The following is a 19,465-nucleotide window of genomic DNA, read 5'->3' as shown; positions in this document are numbered from 1 at the left end:
TTTCATAAATGGCTTGCGTTGTAGGCTAAAATTGATCAGACAAGGAATGAAATGCAAAGAATGGTGGTTCCATTTTTAAATTTCATAACGAAGTCTGGGATAATTTTAGCCACAACCCTTCGGGACTAGAGTATTTTTTGACGCTACGTCGTTGTGAACTACGCATTTAGAATGACTAAATTTTGTAGTTCACGCCTTGTATCCTCTAAAAAATACTCGTAGTCGCAAACATAGACGAAGTGTTAACAGACCCTAATCTAAGTTGGAAAAAATTGATGTCAGAAAGCAATTGTCCATGTGGACAGGGGAATTATGCCCACTGTTGCCAACCCTTACATTTGGGTCAGGCCAAAGCACACACTGCAGAGCAATTGATGCGTTCACGCTATAGTGCCTTTGCCAAGCATGAAATTGACTATATTGTGAAAACTACCGCATTAGGCCAGCAACAGGCGCTGGATGTGGCTGCGATTCGTGACTGGAGCAAGGCCAATCATTGGCTCAAGCTGGAGGTAGTGCAGGCTCAGGAAAAACTGGACAAGCACCATGCCCAGGTTGAATTTAAGGCGCATTATCATGATGGTCAGCAAGCACAGGTTCATCATGAAATTTCCCATTTTGTAAAGCATGAAGGCGCATGGTATTTCCTTGATCCGACAACCACAATGAACATTACGATGAAACAGCCGTGTATTTGCGGTTCAGGGAAAAAATTTAAGCAATGTTGTGCACAATATCTGTAATTTTCCGCTAAATTTGCCTTAGAATAGCGCGCATCAATTACCCTCAGGGGAATCAGGGCAATGTTGCTATTGGTCATCTATATTATCGCAATTACGGCTGAAGCCATGACAGGGGCACTGTCGGCAGGTCGGCGCAGTATGGACTGGTTTGGGGTAACGCTGATTGCCTGCGTGACTGCACTGGGTGGTGGCTCGGTTCGCGATGTACTGCTTGGGCACTATCCGCTGACCTGGGTGAAGCATCCGGAATATCTGGTGTTGACCTGTTGTGCAGCCTTTGTCACCATTCTGATAGCCAAATGGATGCGCCATTTACGTTCCATCTTCTTGATTCTCGATGCTCTGGGTTTAATCGGTTTTACTATTATTGGCTGCCAGATTGCCTTGCAGATGGGGCATGGCTTTGTGGTTTCCGCAGTAGCTGGAGTGTTAACCGGAGTTTCTGGCGGTATTCTGCGCGATATTCTGTGTAATGACGTGCCTTTGGTATTCCGCCGTGAACTGTATGCCAGTATTTCCTTTGTTTCCGTGATTTGTTACTGGATTTGTCAGGATATCGGTTTCTCTCTGGAAATTACTGTTATTTCCACCTTAATCTTCGGTTTTTCTTTACGCTGTATCGCCATCTATTTCGGTCTGGAAATGCCGAAATTTATTTATAAAGATGACGACGACCAGTCCGCATCCTCCAAAGATGCTTCCTAGAATATTGCCTTAATATGATGAATGACCGACGAAATGAGCGGTCATCATCTGCAAATTGGCGTATAAAAATTAATACAATTATAAATCCTGTTGGGAAAGCAGCATGCATTCTTTCACCAAATCAGAGCTCTTGTTATGGATTTAGTATCACGTATACAACGTTTACCGATTGGTAAGTTTCACTATACCTTACTATGGGTGATTGGTCTGGGCTGGATGTTTGATGCCATGGATACCGGATTGATTTCCTTTATTTTGGCCAAAATGGCGGAAGACTGGGCCATGACGCCGGATGATAAAAGCTGGGTGGTTTCCATTGGTTTTATTGGAATGGCCATTGGGGCAGTGTGTTCGGGAGCTCTTGCCGATCGCTGGGGGCGTAAAACGGTTTTTGCTTCAACCCTGGTGATTTATAGCCTGGCAACCGCGGCTTGTGCCTTTGCACCGAACCTCAGCTGGCTGCTGGTGTTCCGTTTTATTGTCGGGCTTGGACTGGGTGGTCAGCTACCGGTGGCCGTGACGCTGGTGAGCGAATATATTCCCGCTCATGTCCGTGGCCGCTTTATTGTGCTGCTGGAAAGTTTCTGGGGTTTGGGCTGGCTGGTGGCAGCACTGGTTTCGCGGTTTGTGATTCCTGATTTTGGCTGGCATGCTGCTTTTCTGATTGGGGGTATTCCTGCGCTGTATGCGATTGTGATCTGGAAAATGGTGCCAGAATCGGTGCCGTACTTAATTAATCGGGGTCGACATAAAGAAGCGCATGCTTTGGTGAAAAAAATTGAAGCGCAATGTGGCGTGGAAGTGATTGAAATTTTTGAAGTCAAACCGGTGGCCGAAAAGCATGACATTAGCTTCTCTCAACTCTGGTCCGGTATTTTTGCCCGCCGTACCCTGATGTTGTGGCTGATCTGGTTTGGTATTGTATTTTCCTACTACGGTATTTTTACCTGGCTGCCAAGTTTGCTGGTCAAAGAAGGCTATACCATTGTGAAGTCTTTTGAGTATGTATTGGTGATGATTCTGGCCCAGTTGCCGGGTTATATTGCTGCGGCATGGCTGGTGGAAAAACTGGGACGTAAGGCAACATTGGCCGGTTTCATTGCCATGTGTGCAGTCTCTGCCTATTTCTTTGGTCAATCGGACAATGTGACCCAGATTGTGCTGTGGGGCTGTTTGATGTCCTTTTTTAACCTTGGAGCTTGGGGTGTTCTATATACTTACACACCCGAACAGTATCCAGCCAATATCCGGGCCTTCGGTTCAGGCTGGGCCGGGGCGATTGGCCGTATTGGTGGTATTTTCGCGCCATTTGCTGTCACCCATATAATGGTGCTCGACCATGGTTTCAGCTATGTCTTTATGATGTTTACCGCCGTTTTAATTGCGGTAGCACTGATTATCCTGCTGCTGGGTGAAGAAACCAAAGGTAAAACTTTAGAGTCGATTGGTTTATAAAATTGCTGATTTTTGGGTTGATTGGCCCTTATAAAATGGATATTTTTAGTCCATAAGACACAATTTGTCGCAGAGTGTGGGTTACTGCCCTTGTGTAGTCCGCAGCTGCGACATAGCATAACAACGTAGATACAAAAACGAATTATTTAGGATTTCACGCTTTTATGACCAGCCTTGTGCATCATGCGACAGAAAATCGTTCCGTAGCCGAATTTACTGAACAAGCTTACCTTAACTATGCCATGTACGTGATTATGGACCGTGCATTGCCGCATATCAGTGACGGTTTAAAACCGGTACAGCGCCGTATTGTCTATGCCATGAGTGAATTGGGCTTAAAGCATAGTGGCAAACCGAAAAAATCGGCTCGTACCGTGGGTGATGTGCTGGGTAAATACCATCCGCATGGTGACTCTGCCTGTTATGAAGCGATGGTACTGATGGCACAGCCATTCAGTTACCGTTATCCTTTTATTGAAGGGCAAGGTAACTGGGGGTCACCCGATGATCCGAAATCCTTCGCGGCCATGCGTTATACCGAAGCCAAACTTTCGCTTTATAGTGAAGTGCTGTTGTCTGAATTGGGTCAAGGCACCTGTGATTGGCAGGACAACTTCGATGGTTCAATGAAAGAACCGGTGAATTTGCCAGCACGTGTACCGAATATCTTACTGAATGGTACTACAGGCATTGCTGTGGGGATGGCGACCGATATTCCACCGCATAACTTGCGTGAAGTGATTAAAGGCACCATCGCGCTGATTCGTAATCCAAATTTAAGCGATGAAAAAGTGGCGGAATATATTCCGGCACCCGATTTACCGACCAAAGCCGAAATTATCACTGCACCTGAAGAACTGCTCAAACTGCAAACCACAGGACGTGGCAGTTACCGTATGCGTGCGGTTTATAAAATAGAAAAAAATGAAATCGTGATTACCGACTTGCCGTATCAGGTGTCGGGTTCTAAAGTGATTACCCAGATTGCCGATCAGATGCAGGCGAAAAAATTGCCTTTGGTCAGTGACCTGCGTGACGAATCGGATCATCAAAATCCAACCCGTCTGGTGATTGTATTACGTTCTAACCGGATTGATGCCGAAGCAGTGATGAGTCACTTATTCGCAACGACCGATCTGGAATCTAGCTATCGTGTCAACATGAACATGATTGGTGCCGATGGCCGTCCGCAAGTGAAATCGATTCGCCGCATTTTGCTGGAATGGATCGAGATTCGTAAGAATACGGTAACGCGCCGCCTGCAATACCATTTAAATAAAATTGAAAAACGTCTGCATATTCTGGTCGGCTTGATTATTGCCTACTTAAATATTGATGAAGTGATTCGCATTATTCGCGAAGAAGATCAACCCAAACCGGTGCTGATGTCCCATTTCAATATTGATGAAATTCAGGCCGAAGCTATTTTGGAACTCAAGTTACGTCACTTGGCACGTCTTGAAGAAATGGAAATGCGCCGCGAACAGGAAGAACTGGAAGCGCGTGCGGCCATTATCCGCGAGCAACTGGCCAATCCTGAATCTTTAAAAGCATTGATCATTAATGAACTGAAAGAAGATGCGAAAAAGTTTGGTGATGACCGCCGTTCGCCTATTGTACGCCGCGCCGAAGCATTGGCCATTAATGAACAGGACATGTTGCCAGCTGATCCGGTGACTGTGGTGTTGTCTGAGGCGGGCTGGATCCGTTCAGCTAAAGGCCATGAGGTCGATGCCGAAAATCTGAATTTCCGTGCCGGTGACCAATATTTAAGCCATGCTCAAGGTAAATCCAATCAACGGGTCTATGTACTGGACGATACCGGTCGTAGTTATGCACTGGCCATTAATACTTTGCCATCGGCACGTGGCTTGGGTGAACCTTTAAGTTCTAAACTTGCACCCGCCAGCGGTGTAGGTTTCATTCAGGTGTTTATTGCCGAGGATGAAGCTGAAATTTTGGCCTTGAGTTCCAAAGGTTATGGCTTTAAAACCCAGGCGAAACAACTGGATACCAATGCCAAGGCAGGGAAGTCCTTCCTGACTGTGCCTGAAGATGGCAAAGCGATGCCACTGCAAGCAATAGAACAGGCGACTCATGTGGCCTTACTCAGTTCAGCAGGCCGTATGCTGGTTGTCGATTTGTCAGAATTACCAAGCCTGAACAAAGGTAAAGGTAATAAATTGATACAACTCGAGGCGAAAGATCAAATTGTATCTATGACAATGTTGAATTTAGATGAAATAATTCAAGTAGTTGCTGGACAGCAACAATTAAAATTAAAAGGTGATGATCTTCAAAAGTATATCGGTAAGCGAGGCACTAAAGGTCAACTCTTACCACGAGGATATCAAAAAGCAAATAGACTGTTCATTCAAAGATAAAACTAGCATCCCAGATATGAAATAGGCTATATATGGTGTAATTCGTGCAAATGGATGCTTTGTTGAACAATACAAAAGGAAAAAACCAGGTTCAGCAAAGAAAAAAATAGTTTAAAAACTAAGGATTAAGATTGGAGTGATAGGCATTATGGAAAAGATTTGGTTCGCTGAATACCAAAAGACAGGGATTCCAGAAACTGTAGAATTACCGGCTGAAAATACCTCATTGGTTGATGTGTTTGAGCGCAACTTCCAAAAATTTGGCTCACGTGACGCCTTTATTTTTATGGATAAAGTTCTCTCTTTTAATGAGTTGGAAGAAGCAAGCCGTAAATTTGCAACATATTTACAAAGTTTAGGATTGGCAAAGGGTACACGTGTGGCGGTGATGATGCCAAACGTGCTTCAATATCCTGTTGTTGCGTTGGGGATTTTCCGCGCAGGTTTAGTGCTTGTAAACGTCAACCCGCTTTATACTTCTCGTGAACTTGAGCATCAGTTAAATGACTCCGGTTCTGAAGTGCTGGTTATTATTGAAAACTTTGCAACGGTTTACCAGGCAATTATTGGTAAAACCCCGGTGAAGCATGTGGTTGTTGCTTCGGTGGGTGATATGTTGGGTGCCTTAAAAGGTACATTAGTCAACTTTGTTTTACGTTCAGTGCGTAAGCAAATTCCGGCTTGGAATATTCCAGGACATATCCGTTTTAATGCAGCAATGTCTAAAGTCAGCGCAAGCAATTATAAGCGTCCAAACCTTACGCTCAGTGATACAGCCGTACTTCAATATACCGGCGGTACTACCGGTGTTTCTAAAGGTGCTGAACTGACTCACCGTAACCTTGTTGCCAACATGTTGCAGTGCGACGGTATTTTCCAAAGTAAATTTGGTGCTCAAGATGGGCAACCGGATGACCGTATTTTCTGTGCTTTGCCGCTTTATCACATCTTTGCATTCATGGTATGCGCATTGTACGGTATGTATAAAGGTCAGGCCAATGTGCTTATTCCAAACCCGCGTGACTTACCTGCGGTAATGAAAGAATTGCGTAAATACCAGCCATCATTCTTCCCGGCAGTCAATACCCTGTTTAATGCCTTGGTGAACAATGAAGAATTTAGACAGCTGGACCATAGCAAACTGAAAATGGCGATGGGTGGCGGTATGGCAGTCCTGCCTTCTACTGCTGAAGCATGGAAGAAAATTACTGGCACCAATATTATTGAAGGTTACGGTTTATCTGAAACTTCACCTGTTGCAACAGCCAATCCACCGCAATCCACTGAATTTAGCGGTACCATTGGTATTCCATTACCGTTGACTGAAGTTGCAATTTTGGATGATGATGGTAATGAAGTGCCGCTTGGCGAACAGGGTGAAATCTCGATTCGTGGTCCACAAGTCATGAAAGGCTATTGGAACCGTCCAGATGAAACTGAAAAAGTGATGATCAATGGTTTCTTCCGTACCGGTGATATTGGGATCATGGATGATCGTGGTTATATCAAGATTGTCGATCGTAAGAAAGACATGATTCTGGTGTCGGGCTTCAACGTTTATCCTTCAGAAATTGAAGAAGTGATTTCTACGCATCCTAAAGTATTGGAAGTTGCTGCGATTGGTGTGCCGGATGAAAAATCAGGTGAAGTGCCTAAACTGTTTGTGGTGAAGAAAGATTCGTCACTCACCACAGAAGAAGTGCTTGCTTTCGCTAAAGAGAACTTAACTGGTTATAAGCGTCCGCGTTATGTTGAATTTATAGATGAATTACCAAAGTCCAACGTAGGTAAAATCTTACGTAAAGACTTGCGTAAAACTGCATAAATGCTGCAATAAAAAAAGCGCCGTGATCGGCGCTTTTTTATTTGGGCTTTTAATCTTTTAACATCCATCGATCAATATAGGGACGTGCTATCCCGGTAATCCATAGAAAGGTCGTGATGCTACCAAATTGATAGACGTATCGCTGTAAATCAAATGCACCAAAGCTATATAAATTATCGAGCAAACAGTAGAGTGCAACGACTGTCGTCCAGATCCAAAGGGCTTGGCGTTTAATCCCGATCATCCAAAGTGCAAGAATAGAAATAACAATGGTAAAAATAAGAGAAAGCCTGTTGAAATTGGCACACACGACTGAAAGTAAAAATCCTGTAATAGGCAATACGATTTTGAGTACCCGATCCACTTTAAGTTGATGCTGGCGCTGCTTTTCGAGTACATCAAACATTTTTTCCTGATCAGGAGTGATCATTATGGATCCTTATTGCTCGTTTATAAAAACGCTATAATTTACAAAAAATATTGTGAAAACACCATGCTATGATAGGCAGCATAAAATTTTAATGAGAAAAATGAGATGCAAAGCATTAGCGGAATAATCTATCTCATCTTAATCGCATGTTTATTGCCCTATGTTTTTACTGCAATTGCAAAAAAAATAGCCGGTTTTAAAGCAAGAGATAACCAGAACCCGCGCGAATTTTTGGCTAAAACCACAGGTTTGGCCGCCCGTGCCAATGCGGTACAACAAAACAGTTTTGAAAGTTTACCTTTATTTATTGCCTCCATTTTAATGGCAGAATATATGGTGATTTCTCAAACCGTAATCATGACTTTTGGTATTGCCTATATTTTACTCCGTATTTTTTATGGAATCTGCTATTTAGCTAATTGGGCTACTTTGCGTTCTATTATCTGGATCCTGTCCTTGCTTTGTCCGATTTGTCTGTTGCTACTGGTCATTAAATTAACCACATAAGGCCTGAGAAGGTGGAAATATATATTTTCACCCAGCAGATGTATAATCGAAAAGTTATTTAATACGCAAAAACCGTTATAATCGTCGCGGTTTAAAAAAGATTTAACTTGTTAAAGAGTGATGCTATGAGCTACAGCAATATCCCAGCGGGTAAAGATGCACCAAACGACATCTATGTAATTATTGAAATTCCTGCAAATGCAGCACCAATCAAATACGAAATCGACAAAGATTCTGATGCATTATTTGTAGACCGTTTCATGGGTACTGCAATGTTCTACCCGGCAAACTATGGTTATGTGCCAAACACATTGTCACTTGATGGTGACCCACTTGACGTATTGGTTGTGACTCCACACCCAGTTGAACCAGGTTCAGTGATTCGTTGCCGTCCTGTAGGTAAATTGAACATGGAAGATGATGGTGGTGTTGATGCGAAACTGGTTGCAGTACCGCACGACAAATTAACACCGATCTATAAAGACGTTCAGGAATATACAGATCTTCCTCCATTGTTGATCAGCCAAATCGAACATTTCTTCCAGCACTACAAAGACTTAGAACCAGGTAAATGGGTTAAGTTAAGTGGTTGGGAAGGTGCTGATGTTGCTAAACAAGAAGTACTGAGCTCAATTGCAGCTTATGCAGAAGCAAATAAATAATTGCTTTTTCAATTTAAGTCTTTAAAGACTTAAATAAAAAACCTGCACATTGTGCAGGTTTTTTATGACTTGAAATTCGAGTGAATTAGAATAATTTCACAGGAATATCCAAGAAAATACGCCATTCGTTGGTATCACCAATATAGTTGTTTTGATAATCATTGCTTGCACGGTAGTAAGAATTACGTAGGCGAAGGCTAGCATCTTTAGCAAAACCGCTTTGAACGGTATACTTCACCTGGTTAAAGAATTCACGTTCTTGAGCATTGTCACTGATCATTGTTCCTTTATTATCAGTTGCTTTGATATCCCAACCGTAAACGAACGCTGATGTCCAGGTTAAACCAGGAACATTCATTGCACCAAAGTCATAAGTATATTGAATTTGCGCTGATTTTTCGTCATTACCAATAAAGTCTGACAGATAAGAGTTTGGCATGTAAATGGTTTGATGACCATCACCCACACCTCGACCTAAACCATAGTCATAACCAGTATTGCCTGAGTTTTGCTGGTAAGCCAACATGACATTATGCGGACCTTTGTTATAAGTACCAGAAACTGCCCAAATTGAGTTTTGGTAATCACCATCAGCCGGACCAATGAATGAATATAAGTTGCTATTGGCGCCACGATCCCATTCAGTATGATAGCCACTGAAGTCATAAGTGAGTGAACTGTTGTTGGCAAGACTTTGCTTAAAGTTTACATTGGCATAATGGCGTTCTAATTTATCTTTAATGTCTACACCGTAGTATGCAGTATTTAAAGCATCATTCACTTTATATTTAGCACCCCAAACCACTGCACGGTCTAGTTCATTACCATCTGAATTGATCTGGTCTGAATACTGGTTTTTAGTGAATTTACCTGCGGTTAGTTCCAGACCTTTAATTTCACGGCTTGTTACAAGGAAGCCATCGAAATATTCAGGAACTAAACGGGCTGTATTGCTGGCTAATACAGGCAAGTCTAAAACTTGAGTACCATAACGTACATCAGTATTAGATACACGCGCTTTTACATTGGCACCACCCCGGGTCCAGTGATCATAAGTATCACCTGCACCTTTGGTGAGTTGACCTTGACTGTTTAGGCCAGTTTCACGTGGAATCATGCCATTACCGGCATGTTTATTTTCGCCCAATTTAAATGAAGCATCACCCACCACACCCACACCAAAACCGATCAGGCCTTGAGTGTAGCCGGAATCCAGGTTCACAATTGCTGTTTGAGCAAAAGAGCTGGTGTCATCTACACCATTTTTTTTGTCACGGCTTAAATAGCCTGTACGGAACAATACAGAACCTTCTGCATCTTCAACAAAGCCTTTAGATTCGCTTTGTTCACTGGCATAGGCAGTTGAAATTAAGGCAGCTTGAATTAAAACTGCTAAGGTAAGTTTTTTAGCTTTTTGCATTGGGAGAGAGCCTTATACAAAATGGGAGAAGAAATTGGCAGAATTGTATACATAATGTATCGCAAAAAAAGCTTTTTTTAATACATTTTATTTAATTAAAGTTATAACCTGTTTAAATGTAAATTATACCTTTTGGTTAACAAAATATTAGAAAATTATTATTTATGTAATTTTTTTTACAAAACAATATGATATTTTAACTCTAAATAAATTTTGGGCTAATACCGATGCCTCATTAAAAATTGATAGGGAGTTGTGGTTTTGAAAAATGCTATTTTAGCGTCCTAAATTTTGATATCAGGCCCAAAACATGGCTTTTATCAACCCGTGATATCAGCAGAAACACCTCTTTATAATGATTTAATTTTTTAAAAAGTAGCAAAATCAGCTGACTTTTGACTGAAATAATCAGATATTCTGGTTAAAAAATTAGGCTTACATGTCGATTTTTTTTGTTTGAGAAATATGTTTTAAAATGATCAAAAAATTGACCAAAAATTATAGATAAAGTTTTAATTATTATTGTTTAGTTTATCATTGGGTAAAATCTTAATCATTCCATAGTCGGAATAAATTCTGCTAGGTCCAGATAAAATTGTATTATTTTTTGCGCGCAATAAGTTCCTGATTTATATGAGTTGAAAATACGGTCTGATCATCAGCAAAAAAGTCCATGCGATGCTTTTGTGCATAAAATGTGGGCAGTGAGATAAAAATAATGATCTTTTTTAGCTCTCAGTAGGGCATAGGTACATAAAAGCTGATTCATCCTTGGTTTCGCAGTTCTTGGTCAGTCTATGTCAGGACTTTTGAATAATCGTGTGCAGATCAAGATTAAGGTTTTAAACAGAACTTTGCAGGAGCTGATCATGCTCCCGATATTTACTGTAATGCATGCTTAATATGTCAGTAAGTCAAACATGGCCAATATTGTTTGATTAAAACTTGAGAAGGTAGCAGCTGATTTTGATCCAGATTTTTGAGCCGGTGGATTGGGGTTTTAACTGGCCGATTTTAGCCAGAGAAGGAGATAGATGCATAAACAAGCGTACAGTGAATATTTTTTGTGCACTTTTTCTAGGCATTTTTAGCTCTACCGGAAAAAACAGTCTCAAAATAAGGCAGGTTGTAAATAAATATTTAAGCTGTATTAGCATGCAGACCATCTAAAAGAGAGAAAGCTGTCAATCTGGTAAAGCTCGAAAAATGACTAGGTTTTGTTTTTATTTTTAAATAATAAATTTATAAATATCAATATATTAATATTATATTGGCGATTTACGGGCTAAAAATTACTGTGTTGTTTTTTAAACTGGCATAGCAATTGCTGATATCTCTTGAATCCATAAAAATCTGTCGGGGATCTATAAAATGCTTAAAAAATTATTTGCTGTGACCACTTTAGCTAGTATGTCAGGTGCTGTATTTGCTGCAGATGCTCCTGCCTTACCTTTTGGCCTGTCTTTTAGTGGTAGTGCAGCCGTCACTACAGACTATCGTTTCCGTGGTGTGACTCAAACGGAAAATGATCCAGCCGTACAAGCAGGATTCACGCTAGCTCATACTTCAGGGTTATATTTTGGCTTGTGGGGTTCCAATGTGAATTTTGGCAGCGGCACACCTAGCTTGGAACTGGATCCATCGCTTGGCTATGCCACCACGCTTGAAGCTTTCAGCAGCAAACCGACAGTAGATGTTGGGGTGGTGTACTATAATTATCCAAGTGCCAGCGATCTGAACTGGGCAGAATTATATGGCAAATTAGGCTTCAAAAGTGTGATTGCAGAAGGCGATAGCATTTTAACCAATCTCAATTATACCAATGACTATGCCGGTGCAGATGCAGACAGCTGGAATGTGAATGTGGGTTATTCAGTTCCATTTGGTTCATCAGGTTTTGGTGGGGTCGGCGCTGTAGGCTATACCATTGTAGATGAAGACAAATATACCTTTAATGGTGATGATAATTATGTAGACTGGAAAGTGGGGGTAACGTATGGCTTTAAATCCATTTCAGGTGCCAGTGCTGAACTGGCAGCTGTGGGTACCAATATTGATACTGATGGTTTATCGGATGTTGGAAAACGTGCGGTGGATACCGGTGCGGTATTTACCCTAACCAAAACATTCTAATTGTAATTTCAAAGCATTAAAAAACCTCCAAAGCATGACTTTGGAGGTTTTTTTATAGGGCAGAGTCTGATGTGCAGGCTGCTGCAGAAAATGCAGCGCGGATCAGCACTGAATTGATGCCGTGTTATGACGATCCAGGTAAAAAAAGCTAGCCAAGGTATTGGCAATCAGGTATTCGCCATCATTTGAATCGGACTGACCTTTAAATGTCTGTTTAATCATTTGGCCCATCTGCACTGCATGGACAAGACTTTCAGGATGGCAGAATAAAATTCTGCATCTAGTATTAACCCTGTTGTGCCCGATAGGACAGCGCTTCAGTTAAATGCTGGCTTTGAATGTCAGTATGTTGGGTTAAATCGGCAATGCTTCGCGCGACACGTAATACCCGATGATAAGCCCGGGCAGACAGGTTTAAGCGTTGCTGGGCCATTTCCATAATTTTCTGTGCCTGCGCATCAAGGCATGCAAACTGTTCCAGCTGTTTGGGACTTAAAGCATGATTCAGGCATTGTTGTCGCTGGATTTGTAAATTATAGGCTTGAATTACCCGTTCCCGAACCGTGTGTGAGTTTTCAACTGGTGTAGTCGCCTGTAATTCATGGGCTTGTAAAGGCGGCACATCAATATGCAGGTCAATCCGGTCCAAGAGGGGGCCTGAAATCCGGTTTTGATAACGTTTAATCGCATCTGGGGAACATTGACAGCGGATATCCTGATTAAAAGCATAACCACAAGGGCAGGGATTCATTGCTGCAATCAGTTGAAAGTTGGCCGGGAAGGTAATTTGCCTGGAGGCACGGGAAATCACTATTTCCTTGGATTCGAGCGGCTGTCTTAATACTTCCAAGACCTTACGATCAAATTCAGGCAGCTCATCTAAAAATAATACGCCCAAATGAGCCAGCGTAATTTCCCCCGGTTTGGGATGGGAACCCCCACCCACCAAGGCAATTGCGGAAGCGGTATGATGTGGCGCACGAAAAGGGCGCTGCCCAAAGGGATGCGAGCTATTGGCAACCGAATAAATACTAGCTACTTCTAGATTTTCTTGCATGTCCAGAGGGGGCAAAATACTGGCCAGCCGTGAAGCCAACAGTGTTTTTCCTGTACCGGGCGGGCCTTTAAACAATAGTGAATGTCCACCAGCGGCAGCAATTTCCAAAGCCCGTCGCGGGCGCAATTGACCTTTGATATCGGCTAAATCAAATTTGTACTGATTGATTGGATTGCTGCTAGGGGCTTGATATTGCTGAAGTGGATGTTGTCTAGATAAATGTTCACAGACATTTTTGAGATGATGGGCAGCAAATACTTCAAAATTGGGCAGTTGCGAAGCATCTTGGGCATTCTGTTCCGGCAAAATCAGTTGATGTCCAGACTGCTGGCAGGCAATGGCAATGCTTAAAATACCGCTGATGGGACGAAGTTGACCATCCAGGGCCAGTTCACCAATAAATTCCAGCTGATCTGTCACATTTTCAGGTAGTTGGCCTGAAGCGATTAAAATCCCCAAAGCAATGGGTAAATCCAGGCGCGAGCCATCTTTGGGTAAGTCTGCAGGCGCTAAATTGATGGTGAGACGTTTGCTGGGGAATTGGAAACCACTATTAATAATGGCAGAACGGACCCGGTCTTTACTTTCCCGAACTGCTGCTTCAGGCAGCCCGACAATGGTTAAAGAAGGCAAGCCCTGACTGACATGAACTTCCACCTCAATTAAAGGTGCATGAAGTCCAAGCAGACATCGAGTGTAAATTTTAGCAAAAGACATTTATTATTGTTCCATTGTGGTGCGTTATTTTTAATCGTTTTTGGTCTTTTTATGCACTAAACAAGTGCTTATTTATTGTTCTTGATTTTAATTTCTAAAGCTTCAACCTGTTTAAGCAGTTCATTCAAGCGCAGGTTGGCATTATTTAATGCAGTACGTTGACGTTCAATTTCTTCTTTGGAAACCAGATCCATCTTGCTGACTGCTTCATTCAGTAAGGCACGTAAATTATGCTCAACATCTTTTTTTGGTTGATCGAGTTGTTCCATTATGGCTTGTAATAAGGTTTCAATCATTGCAGTACCCATATAAGGATGGAGAAGTGGTGCTAGTGTAACATTGCTGCTACTTGGACCATAGTCCCACTCGAGCGGATATAGCTTTATCCGATGTTTAAAATCGTTAATTTTATAGTAAAAATGTCTAGTTTCTGGAATTCAGACTACATGTAAAAGGATAAAATAGGTTATAAAGAAAACTCGTGTCAAAGTTTCTATTTCCCCCAACCTTAGAATTTTTGGCACGGAATTTGAACATAAAACCTTACTGGTGAAAGAAGCCGAAGGAAAACAAACATGAAGCTCGTAACTGCAATTGTAAAACCCTTTAAATTGGATGATGTGCGTGAAGCACTCTCTGACATTGGTGTTCAAGGGATCACCGTAACTGAAGTCAAAGGCTTTGGTCGTCAAAAAGGTCATACTGAACTTTACCGTGGTGCAGAATATGTTGTTGATTTTTTGCCTAAAGTAAAAATTGAAATCGCGATTAGCGATGAAATGGTTGATTCAGTCATTGAATCGATTACCCGTGTAGCAAGCACAGGAAAAATTGGTGACGGTAAAATTTTCGTTACTAATTTAGAACAAGTCATCCGTATCCGTACCGGTGAAACAGGTGCAGATGCTGTTTAATTTGGCATGAAGTTTGCTGAGTAGCTAATAACTCACAAAACTAGGTTGGGGGATACGAATGAAAAAAATGCTTATTGCGCTGAGTTTATCTGGCGCACTTTTAGGTGGTTCTGTTGCATGGGCTGAAGAAGCACTAACAGCAGCATCCACTCCTGCTGAAAATGTCGCAGCGACTGAAACGGCTGCCTCGTCTTTAACAACAAATTCTGAATTAGCTGCGGCACCTACTCCAGCTGAACAAACAGCAGCGCCTGTCGAAGAAAAACCAAAATTAGATACAGGTGACACCTCATGGATTTTAGTGTCTACAGCACTGGTTCTATTGATGACCATTCCAGGACTCGCATTATTTTACGGCGGTATGGTTCGTAAGAAAAACGTACTTGGTACCATGGCACATAGCTTTGTTGCGGTAGCCATTGTGAGTATTACCTGGGTGGTGATTGGTTATAGCCTGGCCTTTGGCAGTGGCAATGCTTTCATTGGTAACCTGGATAAAATCATGCTATCCGGCATTACCACAGATGCCTTAACTGGAACGATTCCGGAAGTTCTGTTTGTGATTTTCCAAATGACTTTTGCCATCATTACTGTAGCTATTATTACCGGTTCGATTGCAGAACGTATGAAATTTGGAGCTTTCGTTGCATTCATTACACTTTGGAGTGTGATTGTGTACGCGCCAATTACTCACTGGGTATGGGGTGGCGGCTGGTTAGCGAATGATGGCGCATTAGACTTTGCTGGCGGCACGGTAGTTCATATTAACTCGGGTGTTGCAGGTCTGGTTGCTGCATACATGCTCGGTAAACGTATGGGCTTGGGCCGTGAATCAATGGCTCCCCATAATCTGACTTTAACCGTGGTGGGCGCAAGCCTGGTATGGGTAGGCTGGTTCGGTTTCAATGGTGGTTCTGCACTTGGTGCCAACGGTTCAGCCAGTTATGCACTTATTGCTACACAAGTTGCTGCTGCCGCTGCTGCAATCTCGTGGTTAATTACTGAAAAAGTGATTCGTGGTAAAGCTTCGGTATTGGGTGGTGCATCTGGTGCAGTTGCTGGCCTGGTGGTCATTACACCGGCAGCAGGTTTCGTGACTGTAGGCGGTGCTTTAGCTATGGGCTTGATCGGTGGTGTTGTTTGTTTCTGGGGTATTACTGCACTTAAACGTGCACTGAAAGCGGATGACTCTTTGGATGCCTTTGGTCTGCATGGTGTGGGTGGTATTGTCGGCGCAATTCTGACTGCAGTATTTGCCAGTGAATTTATTATGGGTGATAAAGTGCCGACAGACATGATGCATCAATTATGGGTGCAACTTGAAGGTGTACTGGCAACCATTGCTTACTCTGCAGTATTGACCTTTATCATTCTGAAAGTGATTGATCTGGTCATCGGTATCCGTGTTGCGAGTGATGACGAACGTATGGGTCTTGACCTGAGTCAACATGGCGAACGTGTAGAATAATATAAAAACCAATAATCAATATATTGTGTAAAACAGCCCGTCAGGGCTGTTTTTTTTCCATATCTTGCGTAAGTCTCTACAAAGGGCAGAATTTTTGCTACACTCTGAATCCGATTTGATTTGTTCAATTAAACCGCTATGCACTGTCCATTTTGCAACGCTGCAGATAGTAAAGTGATCGATTCTCGTTTGGCTGCCGAAGGTTGCCAGATTCGTCGACGTCGTGAATGTATCAGCTGCGGAGAACGTTTTACTACCTTTGAAACCTATGAAGTGGTGATGCCCCGGGTGATTAAATCTGATGGCAAGAGTGAACCGTTTGACGAAGCAAAAATGCGTCGTTCCCTGATGCATGCTTTGCAAAAAAGGCCGGTGACCCAGGAACAGATTGAAACCGTACTCAGCGATATCCAGTTGCAAATTCGTCGTTTAGGTGAGCGCGATGTAAAATCCCGCACCATTGGCGAAATTGTGATGCAGGCTTTATTTGCCCTTGATCATGTCGCTTATGTCCGTTTTGCTTCGGTCTATCAAGATTTCCAGGATGTTGAAGCCTTCCGTCGTCAAATTGAACAGATGCAACAGCGCGAACACTAAATCGAACACTAAGATTATATTTTCCAAGAGCCATGCAATGTCCGAGTTAAAACAAGATTCCATTCAGCCAGATCAGCTCTGGATGCAGCGTGCAATCGAATTGGCACGACTTGGACAATATTCAACCAAACCCAATCCCAATGTCGGCTGTGTCATCGTTAAAGATGGTCAATTGGTCGGTGAGGGCTTTCATCCGAAGGCCGGGCAACCGCATGCAGAAGTATTTGCCATGCGCCAGGCCGGTGAACAGGCACGTGGTGCAACAGCTTATGTCACTTTGGAGCCGTGTGCACATTATGGCCGTACACCGCCGTGTGCCAAAGGTCTGGTCGAAGCTGGAATTGCAAAAGTGATTGTGGCCTGTCCGGACCCGAATCCCTTAGTGGCGGGTAAAGGTGTGCAGATTTTAAAAGATGCCGGTATTGACGTCAGTGTTGGTATTTGCGAACAAGAAGCAGAAAAACTCAATCTGGGTTTTTTAAAAACCATGGCCACTGGCATGCCTTATGTGCGTTTAAAAGTCGCTTCCAGCCTGGATGGTCGAACCGCCATGGCATCGGGTGAATCGAAATGGATTACCGGAAGCGAGGCCCGTCAGGATGTCCAGCACTGGCGTGCCATTTCCGGTGTGGTGATTACTGGCATTGAAACGGTACTTGCCGATGACTGCCAGCTGAATGTGCGTCAACTGAATGGCATTGCCGATATCAGTACGATTGTTCAGCCCAAACGTCTGGTACTGGACCGTCAGGGGCGTTTACCTCTGACTGCAAAAATACTGCAGCAGCCCGAAACGCTCATGGTGATGGGGCCGTTTCGTCAGGAACTGGCCGATTTAGGCGTGCTACAACTGCCAGTACAGCCTTTAAAAGACTTGCTACAGACCTTATCTACCCAATATCAAATTTATGATGTGCTGGTGGAAGCAGGGGCAACATTATCCACGGCCTTTTTACAGGCACAGCTGGTGGATGAAATGATCAGCTATGTTGCACCGACCTTTTTAGGTCAAACCGCTCGTGCGATGTTTAATGCGGAATTCGACCGTATGGCAGAGCAACTTCGATTTAAGCTCATCGACCTGGCTCAACTCGGGAATGATGTGCGCTTAAGGTTAATCCCTTCTCAAGAGACAGTATGAATTCAGAGTCTTCGGTTTATCATAAACGTCGTCATTCAGCACGTACTACAGATGAATATCTTTTCAACCAGCTTGTTCCGTATTTAGGCAATAAGCGCCGGTTACTGCATCTGATTTTGGAAGCGCTTGAGAGTACGGGAACCTTAAATAGCCACAATGGCCGGGCGCCGATTTTTGCTGACTTTTTCGCTGGTTCCGGCGTGGTTTCGCGTCTGGCGCGACAAAATGGCTATCGGGTCATTGCCAATGACTGGGAACCCTACAGCCATGCGTTAAATAGCGCGATTTTGTCCTGTGTCGAAGCACCCGCATTTAAAGAGCTGGGCGGCTATCAAAAAGCCATTGATTATCTGAACCGTTTGCCGGAAGTCAAAGGCTGGGTCACGCATAATCTGTGTCCGCGTAATGACGAAATTTATGATCCGACTCGCGACCGTCTGTTCTTCAAGCGCCGTAATGGCATGCGCATTGATGCCATCCGTCAGCAGATTGCCACTTGGCAGGCACAAGGTGCGATTGATGATGTAGAAATGTCGGCATTGCTGGCACCCTTGCTGTATTCGGCCAGTTTCGTCAGTAATACTTCTGGGGTATTTAAAAGCTTCCACCATGGCTGGGGCGGTAAAACCCAAACTGCTTTGGAACGGATTGAATCCTTACTCTGGCTGACCCCAAGCCGTTTCTGTGAAATCGGCGACCCGAAAAAACCGGCCGCGGAAATGTGGTGTGTTGATGCCCAGCATCTGGCCAACCAGATGAGTCATTTTGAAGTCGATATCGCTTATCTGGATCCGCCGTATAACCAGCATGCCTATAGCAGTAACTATCATGTATTGAATGCCTTGACGCTGTGGGATCAGGTCGATTTGCCGAGTCCAGACACCAAAGGCTTTAAAAGCGGGATTGACCGGGCGTGGCGTAAAGAGCGTCCGAGCCAGTACAATTCTTCCAAGCATGCCAAAGAAGCCTATGAAAAATTATTGGCAACCATTAATGCACGTTATATTCTGACCAGCTATTCGACCGATGGTAATATTGAAGCGGGCGATTTGCTGCAGGCTAACTTGAAGCGTGGTCGCGTCACCTTGCTGACCCAAGATGTACCGCGCTACCGGGTGAGCAAGCAGCGCCAGTCAGAGCGCGCACGTGTGCTAGAATTTATTGTCATCACCGATACCCATGCCAAATCGGGTCCGCCATTACGTCAACTCTTGGGTCAGCTGTATCATTTTGCTGAACTTGGCGGTGTGGATACGACCGGTGTAAGTACACAACTGGCATTGTGGTAAAACAACGGCAGAATTAGA

General features: G+C 43.3%; 18 protein-coding genes. 13 read left to right on the top strand and 5 right to left on the bottom strand.

Annotated features, from left to right (window positions below; all coding sequences use genetic code 11):
• Positions 1-275: 275 nt before the first annotated feature.
• From ABJ384_RS13705 to ABJ384_RS13685, 5 genes are all read left to right on the top strand, one after another.
• Positions 276-743, top strand: a complete 468-nt coding sequence (locus ABJ384_RS13705) for a YchJ family protein (RefSeq protein ID WP_349927983.1) — start codon at positions 276-278, stop codon at positions 741-743.
• Between the two features lie 60 nt (positions 744-803).
• The gene (locus ABJ384_RS13700) at positions 804-1,448 is read left to right on the top strand and encodes a trimeric intracellular cation channel family protein (RefSeq protein ID WP_086195155.1); all 645 of its coding nucleotides are present in this window, start codon (positions 804-806) and stop codon (positions 1,446-1,448) included.
• 135 nt (positions 1,449-1,583) lie between these two features.
• Entirely contained in the window at positions 1,584-2,903 is a 1,320-nt protein-coding gene (locus tag ABJ384_RS13695; protein WP_086195156.1) for an MFS transporter, read from the top strand.
• Positions 2,904-3,067: 164 nt separating this feature from the next.
• Positions 3,068-5,287 (top strand): DNA topoisomerase IV subunit A, encoded by a 2,220-nt coding sequence (gene parC / locus ABJ384_RS13690; protein WP_349927980.1) that lies wholly within the window; start codon positions 3,068-3,070, stop codon positions 5,285-5,287.
• A gap of 148 nt (positions 5,288-5,435) precedes the next feature.
• Positions 5,436-7,112, top strand: coding sequence for an AMP-binding protein (locus tag ABJ384_RS13685; RefSeq protein ID WP_349927978.1), 1,677 nt, complete (start codon positions 5,436-5,438; stop codon positions 7,110-7,112).
• Positions 7,113-7,161: 49 nt separating this feature from the next.
• Here ABJ384_RS13685 and ABJ384_RS13680 read toward each other — a convergent pair whose 3' ends face one another.
• A complete protein-coding gene (locus ABJ384_RS13680) occupies positions 7,162-7,542 on the bottom strand; it encodes a hypothetical protein (RefSeq protein WP_349927975.1) in 381 nt (126 codons plus the stop codon).
• Positions 7,543-7,647: 105 nt separating this feature from the next.
• On the opposite strand from ABJ384_RS13680, the gene ABJ384_RS13675 reads away from it, so the two are divergent.
• A complete protein-coding gene (locus ABJ384_RS13675) occupies positions 7,648-8,049 on the top strand; it encodes an MAPEG family protein (protein ID WP_300043878.1) in 402 nt (133 codons plus the stop codon).
• 125 nt (positions 8,050-8,174) lie between these two features.
• The gene (gene ppa, locus ABJ384_RS13670) at positions 8,175-8,711 is read left to right on the top strand and encodes an inorganic diphosphatase (RefSeq protein WP_005233448.1); all 537 of its coding nucleotides are present in this window, start codon (positions 8,175-8,177) and stop codon (positions 8,709-8,711) included.
• An 85-nt stretch (positions 8,712-8,796) separates the two neighbouring features.
• On the opposite strand, the gene ABJ384_RS13665 is transcribed toward ppa, so the two are convergent.
• The gene (locus ABJ384_RS13665) at positions 8,797-10,131 is read right to left on the bottom strand and encodes an OprD family outer membrane porin (protein ID WP_349927973.1); all 1,335 of its coding nucleotides are present in this window, start codon (positions 10,129-10,131) and stop codon (positions 8,797-8,799) included.
• Between the two features lie 1,371 nt (positions 10,132-11,502).
• On the opposite strand from ABJ384_RS13665, the gene ABJ384_RS13660 reads away from it, so the two are divergent.
• Positions 11,503-12,264: a TorF family putative porin gene (locus ABJ384_RS13660; RefSeq protein ID WP_349927971.1), complete on the top strand. Its 762-nt coding sequence runs from the start codon at positions 11,503-11,505 to the stop codon at positions 12,262-12,264.
• A 102-nt stretch (positions 12,265-12,366) separates the two neighbouring features.
• On the opposite strand, the gene ABJ384_RS13655 is transcribed toward ABJ384_RS13660, so the two are convergent.
• The 3 genes from ABJ384_RS13655 to ABJ384_RS13645 all read right to left on the bottom strand — a co-directional run bounded on the left by ABJ384_RS13655 (position 12,367) and on the right by ABJ384_RS13645 (position 14,334).
• The gene (locus ABJ384_RS13655; protein ID WP_349927969.1) at positions 12,367-12,495 is read right to left on the bottom strand and encodes a hypothetical protein; all 129 of its coding nucleotides are present in this window, start codon (positions 12,493-12,495) and stop codon (positions 12,367-12,369) included.
• A gap of 55 nt (positions 12,496-12,550) precedes the next feature.
• Positions 12,551-14,038, bottom strand: coding sequence for a YifB family Mg chelatase-like AAA ATPase (locus tag ABJ384_RS13650; RefSeq protein ID WP_349927968.1), 1,488 nt, complete (start codon positions 14,036-14,038; stop codon positions 12,551-12,553).
• 68 nt (positions 14,039-14,106) lie between these two features.
• The gene (locus tag ABJ384_RS13645; protein ID WP_086195417.1) at positions 14,107-14,334 is read right to left on the bottom strand and encodes an accessory factor UbiK family protein; all 228 of its coding nucleotides are present in this window, start codon (positions 14,332-14,334) and stop codon (positions 14,107-14,109) included.
• Between the two features lie 279 nt (positions 14,335-14,613).
• Here ABJ384_RS13645 and glnK point away from each other — a divergent pair, with 279 nt between their 5' ends.
• The 5 genes from glnK (at position 14,614) to ABJ384_RS13620 (ending at position 19,447) form a co-directional block, all read left to right on the top strand.
• Positions 14,614-14,952 carry a P-II family nitrogen regulator gene (gene glnK / locus ABJ384_RS13640; RefSeq protein ID WP_086174160.1) on the top strand — a complete coding sequence of 113 codons (339 nt, stop codon included), beginning with the start codon at positions 14,614-14,616 and terminating at the stop codon, positions 14,950-14,952.
• 58 nt (positions 14,953-15,010) lie between these two features.
• Complete coding sequence (gene amt, locus ABJ384_RS13635; protein WP_349927965.1) at positions 15,011-16,420, top strand: ammonium transporter; 1,410 nt, start codon at positions 15,011-15,013, stop codon at positions 16,418-16,420.
• A gap of 138 nt (positions 16,421-16,558) precedes the next feature.
• Entirely contained in the window at positions 16,559-17,017 is a 459-nt protein-coding gene (gene nrdR / locus ABJ384_RS13630) for a transcriptional regulator NrdR (protein WP_086174158.1), read from the top strand.
• Between the two features lie 37 nt (positions 17,018-17,054).
• Positions 17,055-18,158 carry a bifunctional diaminohydroxyphosphoribosylaminopyrimidine deaminase/5-amino-6-(5-phosphoribosylamino)uracil reductase RibD gene (ribD, locus tag ABJ384_RS13625; protein ID WP_349927963.1) on the top strand — a complete coding sequence of 368 codons (1,104 nt, stop codon included), beginning with the start codon at positions 17,055-17,057 and terminating at the stop codon, positions 18,156-18,158.
• Positions 18,155-19,447, top strand: a complete 1,293-nt coding sequence (locus ABJ384_RS13620) for a DNA adenine methylase (protein ID WP_086195166.1) — start codon at positions 18,155-18,157, stop codon at positions 19,445-19,447. Before ribD ends, ABJ384_RS13620 begins: the two co-directional genes overlap by 4 nt.
• Positions 19,448-19,465: the final 18 nt, after the last annotated feature.

It is taken from the genome of Acinetobacter sp. A1-4-2 (assembly GCF_040233925.1).
In the GTDB taxonomy this organism is placed as follows: Bacteria; Pseudomonadota; Gammaproteobacteria; order Pseudomonadales; family Moraxellaceae; genus Acinetobacter.
This window is presented reverse-complemented; position numbering and strand designations above follow the sequence as displayed.

Coding starts and splice junctions, on each gene's coding strand:
- ABJ384_RS13705 (WP_349927983.1), top strand. CDS start 276: ATGTCAGAAAGCAATTGTCCATGTGGACAGGGGAATTATGCCCACTGT.
- ABJ384_RS13700 (WP_086195155.1), top strand. CDS start 804: ATGTTGCTATTGGTCATCTATATTATCGCAATTACGGCTGAAGCCATG.
- ABJ384_RS13695 (WP_086195156.1), top strand. CDS start 1,584: ATGGATTTAGTATCACGTATACAACGTTTACCGATTGGTAAGTTTCAC.
- parC (WP_349927980.1), top strand. CDS start 3,068: ATGACCAGCCTTGTGCATCATGCGACAGAAAATCGTTCCGTAGCCGAA.
- ABJ384_RS13685 (WP_349927978.1), top strand. CDS start 5,436: ATGGAAAAGATTTGGTTCGCTGAATACCAAAAGACAGGGATTCCAGAA.
- ABJ384_RS13680 (WP_349927975.1), bottom strand. CDS start 7,542: ATGATCACTCCTGATCAGGAAAAAATGTTTGATGTACTCGAAAAGCAG.
- ABJ384_RS13675 (WP_300043878.1), top strand. CDS start 7,648: ATGCAAAGCATTAGCGGAATAATCTATCTCATCTTAATCGCATGTTTA.
- ppa (WP_005233448.1), top strand. CDS start 8,175: ATGAGCTACAGCAATATCCCAGCGGGTAAAGATGCACCAAACGACATC.
- ABJ384_RS13665 (WP_349927973.1), bottom strand. CDS start 10,131: ATGCAAAAAGCTAAAAAACTTACCTTAGCAGTTTTAATTCAAGCTGCC.
- ABJ384_RS13660 (WP_349927971.1), top strand. CDS start 11,503: ATGCTTAAAAAATTATTTGCTGTGACCACTTTAGCTAGTATGTCAGGT.
- ABJ384_RS13655 (WP_349927969.1), bottom strand. CDS start 12,495: ATGGGCCAAATGATTAAACAGACATTTAAAGGTCAGTCCGATTCAAAT.
- ABJ384_RS13650 (WP_349927968.1), bottom strand. CDS start 14,038: ATGTCTTTTGCTAAAATTTACACTCGATGTCTGCTTGGACTTCATGCA.
- ABJ384_RS13645 (WP_086195417.1), bottom strand. CDS start 14,334: ATGATTGAAACCTTATTACAAGCCATAATGGAACAACTCGATCAACCA.
- glnK (WP_086174160.1), top strand. CDS start 14,614: ATGAAGCTCGTAACTGCAATTGTAAAACCCTTTAAATTGGATGATGTG.
- amt (WP_349927965.1), top strand. CDS start 15,011: ATGAAAAAAATGCTTATTGCGCTGAGTTTATCTGGCGCACTTTTAGGT.
- nrdR (WP_086174158.1), top strand. CDS start 16,559: ATGCACTGTCCATTTTGCAACGCTGCAGATAGTAAAGTGATCGATTCT.
- ribD (WP_349927963.1), top strand. CDS start 17,055: ATGTCCGAGTTAAAACAAGATTCCATTCAGCCAGATCAGCTCTGGATG.
- ABJ384_RS13620 (WP_086195166.1), top strand. CDS start 18,155: ATGAATTCAGAGTCTTCGGTTTATCATAAACGTCGTCATTCAGCACGT.